Origin of the sequence: Streptomyces sp. NBC_01092 (genome assembly GCF_045039535.1) — a bacterium.
Lineage (GTDB): Bacteria > Actinomycetota > Actinomycetes > Streptomycetales > Streptomycetaceae > Streptomyces.
Window position 1 is genome coordinate 9,916,556 of sequence record NZ_CP108659.1, and the last position, 9,498, is coordinate 9,926,053.

Annotated in this window: 1 pseudogene; it reads left to right on the plus strand. The window is 76.8% G+C overall.

From position 1 onward, the window contains the following. Positions 1-5: 5 nt before the first annotated feature. Positions 6-9,482, plus strand: a pseudogene (locus tag OG254_RS44490) (type I polyketide synthase); the annotation flags it as partial. Positions 9,483-9,498: the final 16 nt, after the last annotated feature.

Genomic DNA, 9,498 nt, shown 5'->3' on the forward strand with positions numbered 1-9,498 from the left:
TCACGGCCGAGCTGCGCCGTGCCCACCGGCGCATCGAGGAACTCGAGACCGACCGCGCCCCCGGAGCACCCGCCGACGACCCCGTCGCCGTGGTCGGCATGGGCTGCCGCCTGCCCGGGGACATCACCTCGCCGGACGACCTGTGGCGGCTCGTCGACACCGGCACGGACGCCGTCACCGGCTTCCCCGCCGACCGCGGCTGGGACCTGACGGCGCTGCTCGCCGAGTCCGCCGCGCGCGGCGGGGGGTTCCTCGGCGGGGCCGACGCCTTCGACGCGGAGTTCTTCGGTATCTCGCCCCGCGAGGCGGCCACGATGGACCCGCAGCAGCGGCTGTTCCTCGAAGTCGCCTGGGAGGCCCTGGAGAACGCCGGCATCGACCCGCAGTCCCTGCGCGGCAGCCGCACCGGCGTGTACGCGGGCACCTACCAGTGGGACTCGGGCCGGCCCGGCCCCGGTGACGGCGCGGGCCATGTCATGACCGGCACCGCCGCGAGCGTCCTGTCCGGCCGACTCGCCTACGTCCTCGGCCTCGAAGGCCCGGCCCTGACCGTCGACACGGCCTGCTCCTCCTCGCTGGTCGCCCTGCACACCGCCGTGCAGGCCCTGCGGACCGGCGAGAGCGAACTCGCCGTCGTCGGCGGCGTCACCGTGCTGTCCGACCCGGCCGTCTTCACCGAGTTCAGCAGACAGGGCGGCCTCGCTCCCGACGGCCGCTGCAAGGCGTTCTCCGCGGACGCCGACGGCACCGGCTGGTCCGAGGGCGTCGCCGTCCTCGTCGTGGAGCGCCTGTCCGACGCCCGCCGCCACGGGCACCCGGTCCTGGCGCTCGTACGGGGCACCGCCGTCAACTCCGACGGCGCCTCCAACGGCCTGACCGCGCCCAGCGGCCGGGCCCAGCAGCAGGTCATCCTGCAGGCCCTCGCCGCCGCCGGGCTCACCCCGGCCGACGTGGACGCCGTCGAGGCGCACGGCACCGGCACCCGGCTCGGCGACCCCGTCGAGGCGTCCGCACTGCTCGCCACCTACGGCCAGGACCGCGAACGGCCCCTGCTGCTCGGCTCGTTGAAGTCCAACATCGGGCACACCCAGGCCGCCGCGGGCGTCGCCGGGGTCATCAAGACGGTGCTGGCGATGCGGCACGGCAGGCTGCCGCGCACCCTGCACGCCGACGAGCCGACCGGCGCCGTCGAGTGGACCGCCGGCCGCGTCGAACTGCTGCGGGAGCCCGCCGACTGGCCGCGCACCGGCCGCCCCCGACGGGCCGCCGTGTCCGCGTTCGGCATCAGTGGCACCAACGCCCACGTCGTCCTGGAAGCGGCCGATGCCCTCGCATCGCAACCGGCGGCCCAGGACAGCCCGTTGCCCATGGGCGCGGTTCCCTGGCCGCTGTCCGCCCGCGACGCCGACGCCCTCGCGGACCAGGTGGCTCGTGTGCGGGAGGCAGCCGCCGGGCGGGACCCGCTCGACGTCGGCCACTCGCTCGCCACCGGACGGTCCTCGTTCGAGCACCGGGCCGTCCTGCTCGGCTCCGGCGAGGGCGCCCCGCCGCTCGCCGAGGCGGTCGCGGGCGAGGGCGTGGAGCCGCCCGTCGCCGTACTGTTCTCCGGGCAGGGCAGCCAGCGCCCCGGCATGGGACGCGAACTCGCCGCACGTTTCCCGGTGTTCGCCGCCGCTCTGGACGAGGTCCTCGCCGAGTTCGATCACCGCGTGCGGTCGGCGATGTGGGGCGAGGACGAGGAGACCCTGCACCGCACGGAGTTCGCGCAGCCCGCGCTGTTCGCCGTCGAGGTCGCCCTGTACCGGCTCGTGCTCTCCTGGGGCGTACGCCCCGAGTACGTCATGGGCCACTCCGTCGGCGAGATAGCCGCCGCCCACGTCGCCGGCGTGCTGTCCCTGCCCGACGCCTGCCGCCTGGTGTCCGCACGGGCCCGCCTGATGCAGGACCTGCCGGCCGGCGGCGCGATGGTCGCCGTGGCCGCCGCCGAGGACGAGGTCCGCCCGCTGCTCACCGACGGTGTCGTCCTCGGTGCGGTCAACGGGCCGCGGTCCGTGGTCCTCTCCGGACCCGAGGAGGCGGTGGACGCCGTCGCGGCCCGGCTGACCGAGGCCGGGCACCGCACCGCACGCCTGCGGGTCTCGCACGCCTTCCACTCACCGCTGATGGATCCCGCCCTCGACCCGTTCCGCACGGCCGTCGCGCAGCTGTCCTTCGCCGAACCCGCCCTGCCCGTCGTCTCCAACGTCACCGGACGGCTCGCGGCACCCGGCGAACTGACCACCCCCGACTACTGGGTACGCCATCTGCGCGAGACCGTCCGCTTCGCCGACGGTGTGCGCACCCTGGCGGGCCACGGTGTCGGCGCCTGGCTGGAGGTGGGGCCCGGCGGTGTCCTCGCGGCCCTGGCCCAGGAGACCCTGCCGCCCGGCGCCGTCGTCACACCCCTGCTGCACGGCGGCCGCGACGAGGAGCACTCCGCCGTCACGGCCCTGTCCAGGCTGTACGTCCACGGCGTCCCCGTCGACTTCACGGCCCTGTTCGCCGGGACCGGGGCCGAACGGGTCGCGTTGCCCACCTATCCCTTCCGCCGCGACCGCTTCCCCTTCCGTCACACCGCCCGGGACACGGACGGCACGGACCTGTGGTCGGCGCTCGGCCGCACCGAACCGGCCGCGCTCGCCGGCCGCCTCGGCGTCACGGAGGACGCCGTCCGGTCCGTCGTACCCGCCCTGCTGTCCTGGCGGTCCCGGCACCGCAGCCGGGCCGCCCTGGACGCCCTGCGCCACCGCGAGCACTGGCAGCCCCACACCTTCGCGCCGCCCGCTGAGCCGACGGGCCCCTGGCTGCTCCTGCTTCCCGAGTACGACGACCCCTGGGCCGGCGCACTGGCCGCCGCCCTCGGCACGGCGGCCGTGCCGGTCCGATGCCCCGCCGGCACCGACCGCGCCACGCTCGCCGGCCTGCTGCGGGACGCGGCGCGTGACACCGAGCCGGCAGGCGTCCTGTGCCTCACCGCGCTCGGGGACTGCGACGCCGCGGACGTGCCGGCCGGGCTCCTCGGCGCGCTGACGGTCCTTCAGGCCACCGGCGACGCGGGGCTGCGGGCACCCGTGTGGTGTGCGACCCGCGATGCCGTGGCCGCCGCCGAGGGCGACCGGGTCCGCGGCCTCGCACGGTCCGCCGTCCGGGGGCTCGGCCGGGTCGCCGCCCGTGAGATCCCCGACCGCTGGGGCGGCCTCCTCGACCTGCCCGCCGACGACCCGGCCGCGCACACCGTCGCCCTCGCGCTGGCCGCCCTCACGGCCCCGCACGGCGAGGACGAGGTGGCCGTACGCGCCACCGGAGCCCTCGTCAGGCGGCTCGTGCCGGCGCCCCGACGGGAGCCCGAGGCGCCCACCGGGTGGCGTCCGGCCGGCACCACCCTCGTCACGGGCGGCACCGGCGGTCTCGGCGCGCAAGTCGCGCACCGTCTGGCCGCGGAGGGTGCCGAGCGTCTGCTGCTGGTCTCGCGTCGCGGCCCCGAAGCGCCGGGCGCGGACGACCTGAGACGTGAACTGGCCCAAGCCGGCTGCGAGGTGGAGATCGCCGCCTGCGACGTCGCCGACCGGGACGCGCTCGCCGCCCTCCTCGCCGCGATCCCCGCCGAGCGGCCGCTGACCGCTGTCGTGCACGCCGCCGGAGTCCTCGACGACGGCGTGCTGGACCGGCTCACCCCGGCCAGGTTCGCCGCCGTGTTCCGCGCCAAGACCACCGCCGCGCTGCACCTCGACGAACTGACCCGAGGCCACGACCTGTCGGCGTTCGTGCTGTTCTCGTCGGTGTCCGGAGCCCTCGGCAACCCGGGCCAGGCCAACTACGCGGCGGCCAACACCGTGCTCGACGCCCTCGCCGCCCGCCGCCGCGCCGAGGGGCTGCCCGCCGTGTCGATCGCCTGGGCGGCCTGGCGCGGCGCCGGTATGGCCGCAGGTCTCGACGACGCCCAGGGCCGACGGTCGGGCCTGGGCGGCCTCGACCCCGAACTGGCCCTGACCGCCCTGCTGGAAGCCACCACCGAGCCCCACGCCACCCTCCTGGTCGCCGACCTCGTCCCGCTGGCCGCCGCACTGCGGGCGGGTCCGCGCCGCAGCCCGGTCCTCGACGGCCACCCCGCCGTACCGGCATCGGACCGCTCATCGGATGGGGCCACCACAGCCCTGGCCGACCGGCTGCGTACGGCACCACCCGCCGAACACGCCACGCTCGTCCTGGACACGGTGCGCGCCGAGGCCGCCGCCGCCCTCGGTCACCGTCGGGCCGCCGACGTCCCGCCCGACCGGGCGTTCCGGGCCTCCGGCTTCGACTCGCTCACCGCCGTCGAGCTGCGCAACCGGCTCGTCTCGGCGACCGGCCTGCCGCTCACCGCAGCAGTCGTCTTCGACCACCCGACGCCCCGCGCACTCGCCGACCACGTGCTGGCCGCCCTGACCGGCACCGCCGAGGAACTGCGCGAAGCCGCTCCCGGACTGCGGAGCGACGCCGACGACCCGGTCGTCATCGTCGGCATGGCCTGCCGACTGCCCGGCGGCGCCGACTCCCCGCAGCTGCTGTGGGACCTCCTCGCCGAGGAACGGGACGCCATCGGACCCTTCCCCGGGGACCGCGGCTGGGACCTGACGGAGTTCGCGGATGAAGGGCGGCTGGAAGGCGGATTCCTGTACGACGCCCACGACTTCGACGCCGCCTTCTTCGGGATCTCCCCGCGCGAGGCCGTCACCATGGACCCGCAGCAGCGGCTGCTGCTGGAGACCGCCTGGGAGGCCGTGGAACGGGCCGGCATCGACCCGCACACCCTGCGCGGCACCCGCACCGGCGTGTTCGTCGGCAGCAACGGCCAGGACTACGCCCATGTCGTCAGCGGCTCCGCCGAGCGCACCGAGAGTCACGCCGCCACCGGCCTCGCCGCCAGCGCCCTGTCCGGCCGCGTCTCCTACACCCTCGGCCTGAACGGCCCCGCGGTCACCGTCGACACCGCATGCTCCTCCTCCCTGGTCGCCCTGCACCAGGCGGTGCGCGCGGTCCGCGCGGGCGAATGCGCGCTCGCCCTCGCCGGCGGCGTCACCGTGATGACCGACTCGGCGAGCTTCGCCCGCATCCAGCGGCTGGGCGCCATCGCCCGCGACGGCCGCTCCAAGGCGTTCTCCGAGGACGCCGACGGCACCGGCTACTCCGAGGGCGCCGCCCTCCTCGTCGTCGAGCGCCTCAGCGAGGCCCGCCGCCGGGGCCATCGGGTACGGGCCGTGATCCGCGGGTCGGCCGTGAACCAGGACGGCGCCTCCAACGGGCTCACCGCCCCCAACGGCCCCGCCCAGCAGCGCGTCATCCGCGAGGCCCTGGCCGACGCCGGGCTCACCCCGGCCGACGTGGACGCCGTCGAGGCGCACGGCACCGGCACCCGGCTCGGCGACCCCATCGAGGCCGAGGCCCTCCTCGCCGCCTACGGCCCAAGCCGCGGCCACCCGCTGCTGCTGGGGTCGGTGAAGTCCAACCTCGGCCACACCCAGGCAGCGGCCGGCGCGGTCGGCGTCATCAAGACGGTGCTGGCCCTCGAACACGGCCGCCTGCCCCGCACCCTGCACGCCGACACGCCCTCCACGCGCGTCGACTGGACCACGGGCGCCGTAGAACTCCTGCGTTCCGCCCAGGAGTGGCCCGACACCGGACGCCCGCGCCGCGCCGCCGTGTCCGCGTTCGGCATCAGCGGCACCAACGCCCACCTCGTACTGGAGCAGGCGAGCAGCGCCGCCGCGGTGACCGACTCCACGTCCGCGCAGCCCGCCGCAGAGGCAGCCGCCGGTGTGACACCGCCGCTCGACACCCGCGACGTGCCCCTCCTCCTGTCCGCCCGGACCGCGCCCGCACTGGCCGAACAGGCCGCCCGCACCGGCGCGTTCCTGCGCTCGCGGCCCGAGACCGAGCCCGCGGCGGCCGGCTGGTCGCTCGCCACCACCCGCGCCGCCCACGAACACCGGGCCGTCCTCGTCGGCCACGACCGCACCCGGCTCCTCGACTCCCTGGACGCCCTGGCCGCCGGAACCGCGGACCCCGCCGTCGTACGCGGCACGACTGCCGACAGCGCCACCGGGCCGGTGTTCGTCTTCCCCGGCCAGGGCTCCCAGTGGTGGGGCATGGGCCGCGAACTGTACGACACCTCACCGGTGTTCCGAGCCCGCGTCGACGACTGCGCCGACGCCCTCGCCCCCCACGTCGACTTCTCGCCCGTCGACCTGCTGCGCGGCGAGGGCGACGACCCCGACGCGCTGCACAGGGCCGATGTCGTGCAGCCCGCTCTGTTCTCGACGATGGTCGCGCTCGCCGCCCTGTGGCGCTCCCTCGGCGTCGAACCCGGCGCCGTCGTCGGCCACTCGCAGGGTGAGATCGCCGCCGCCCACGTGGCCGGCGCCTTCACCCTGGAAGAGGCGGCCCGGCTGGTGGCGCTACGCGGCCGGACCATGCTCGAACTCGGCGGCCTGGGTGGGCTGATGACGGTGTTCGCGCCCGTCGACCGGGTCGAGCCGCTGCTCGACGCGTGGCCCGGACGGCTCGGCGTGGCCGTGCTCAACGGCCCCTCCACGGTCGTCGTCTCCGGAGAGACCGGCGCCCTCGACGAGCTCCGCGACCTGTGCGCCCGCATGAACCTGCGCACCAAGGACGTCAAGTCCGACATCGCCGGACACGGCCCCCAGACCGAGACCGTCAAGGATCAACTCCTCGCCGCCCTGGGTCCGTTGAGCCCGCGCCCGGCCCGCGTCCCCTTCTACTCCACGGTGACCGGCGGCCGCCTCGACACCACCGAGCTGGACGCCGGCTACTGGTACCGCAACCTGCGCCGGACCGTGCGCATGGAGGCGGCCACCCGCGCCCTGCTGGCGGCCGGGCACCGAGTCTTCGTCGAGAGCAGCCCGCACCCGGTCCTGGCCGGCGCGATCGGTGAGACCTGTGAGGCGGCGGGCGCCGAGGACGCCGTAGTCCTCGGATCGGTGCGCCGTCAGGCCGGCGACGCCCGTGCCTTCCTGCTGTCGGCGGCCGCCGGCTGGGCGGCGGGCCTCCCCGTCGACTGGCGGCCCTGCTTCCCCTCCACCGCCCGCACCGCACCCCCGGTCGAACTGCCCACCTACCCCTTCCAGCGGCGTCGGTACTGGCCCACCGCCGCAGCCGACCCGGTGGCCGCCGCCGCCGGGGAGGACAGCGCCTTCTGGGACCTCGTCGACGACGCCGACACCGCCCGGCTCGCGGCCGAGACCGGCGCCGGTGAGCCCGAGCTGGCCGCCGTCCTGCCCGCCCTCGCCGACTGGCGGCAGCGATCCCGGCGCCGGGCGCTCGCCGCGTCCTGGAGCTACCGCGAGGTGTGGCAGCCGGTGCGCACTCCCGCCGCGCCGGCGCCCGCCGAGCGCCTCGTCGTCATCCCGGCCACGCACACCGACGACCCCTGGGTGGCCGCCGTCGTCACCGCCCTGGGACCCGGCACCGCCCGCCTGGACATCGACCCCGCCACCGCCGACCGCACCACCCTCGCCTCGGCGCTGCCCGCCCAACTCCCGATCGTGATATCCCTGTTGGGCCTCGCCGAGGAACCGGGCGACGCCCGCCACCCGGCGGTACCCGCCGGCCTCGCCGCCACCGTCGCCCTGCTCCAGGCGCTCGCCGACCGGCCCACCGGGGCCCGGCTGTGGTGCCTGACCCGTGACGCCGTCGCCGCCGTGCCCGGCGACCTCGTCCGCCACCCGGTCCAGGGCACCCTGTGGGGACTCGGCCGGGTCGCCGCCCTGGAACACCCCGCGCTGTGGGGCGGCCTGGCCGACCTGCCGGACACCCTCGACCCCCGCTCCGGCGCCCTGCTCGCCGCGCTGCTCACCGCCGACGCCCCCGAGGACCAGCTGGCCCTGCGCCCCTCCGGAGCCCACGCCCGCCGGCTCGTCCCGGCCGGGACGCCTGCCGCGCTGCAGCCTTGGCGCACCAGCGGCACAGGCAGCCATGCCGGTCGTCCAGTCCCGGCCGGGGAACCCGCCGCGCCGCAGTCCTGGCGCAGCGACCGCACGCCCGTGGCCACGGGCGACAACGGCACCGATGCCCGCCGTCCAGGCCCGGCCGCGGAGCCCCTCGCGCCGCAGCCCTGGCGCACCGGCGGCACCGTCCTCGTCACGGGCGGCACCGGTGCCCTGGGCAGCCGCCTCGCCCACTGGGTCGTCTCCCGGGGCGCCGCCCACGTGCTGCTCCTGAGCCGGCGCGGCGCGGACGCCCCCGGCGCCGACACCCTCACCAAGCAGCTCACCGAGCTCGGCGCCCGCGTCACCGTCGCCGCCTGCGACACCGCCGACCGTGCCGCGCTCGCCGCCCACCTCGACGCCCTGCCCGCCGAGCATCCGCTCACCACCGTCATCCACGCCGCCGGCGTCTCCGACGGAGACAGCGAGACCACCGCCCTCACCCCGGACACCCTGCAGACGCTGCTCGGCGCCAAACTGCTCGGCGCCCGCCACCTCCACGAACTCACCGCGGACCACGACCTCGACGCGTTCGTCCTGTTCTCCTCCGGCGCCGCCTCCTGGGGCAGCGGAGGCCAGCCCGCCTACGCCGCCGCCAACGCCTACCTCGACGCGCTCGCCGCCCACCGCCGCGCCACCGGCCTGCCCGCCACCTCCGTCGCCTGGGGCGCCTGGGGCGAGACCGGCATGGCCACCGAACCCGGCCTCGCCGCCGAACTCGCGCGCCGCGGCGTCCACCCCATGGACCCCGACACCGCGCTCGCCGCCCTGCAGCGCGCCCTCGACGAGGACGTGACCGGCCTGACCGTCACCGCCACGGACTGGGCGGCGTTCCTGCCCGCCTTCACCGCCGCCCGGCCCAGCCCGCTGCTGACCGAACTGGCGCCGGCCGCCGAACCCGGGCCCACCGACGACGCCGAACCCGAGGACGGCCCCGGCGGCCTGCGCGACCGGCTCGCCGATCTGCCGGACGTCGAACGCACCCGGCTGCTCCTCGACCTCGTCCGCACCGAGGCCGCAGCCACCCTGGGCCACTCCGGCGCCGACGCCGTGCCCGCCGAACGCGCCCTGCGCGACCTCGGCTTCGACTCCGTCAGCGCCGTCGACCTGCGTAACCGGCTCAAGACCGTCACCGGCCTCGCGCTGCCCGCCTCCCTCGTCTTCGACCACCCCAACGCGGCGGCCGTCGCCGCCCACCTGCGCAGCGAGCTCTTCCCGGACGCCGCGGGCACCACCGACGGCGACGACCCGGACGCCGCGGTCCGCGCGGCCCTCGCCGCGATCCCGCCCGCGCGGCTGCGCAAGGCCGGACTGCTGGACCTGATCCTGCAACTCGCCGACGGCGACCCCGTCACCACCGGCACTCCGACCGGCGACGGCGACCCGCACGCACAGCACGACCTGGACGCCCTCGACGGCGAGAGCCTGCTGCGGCTCGCGGCCGAGACCACCTCGGACTGACGCCCCGCCCGACTTG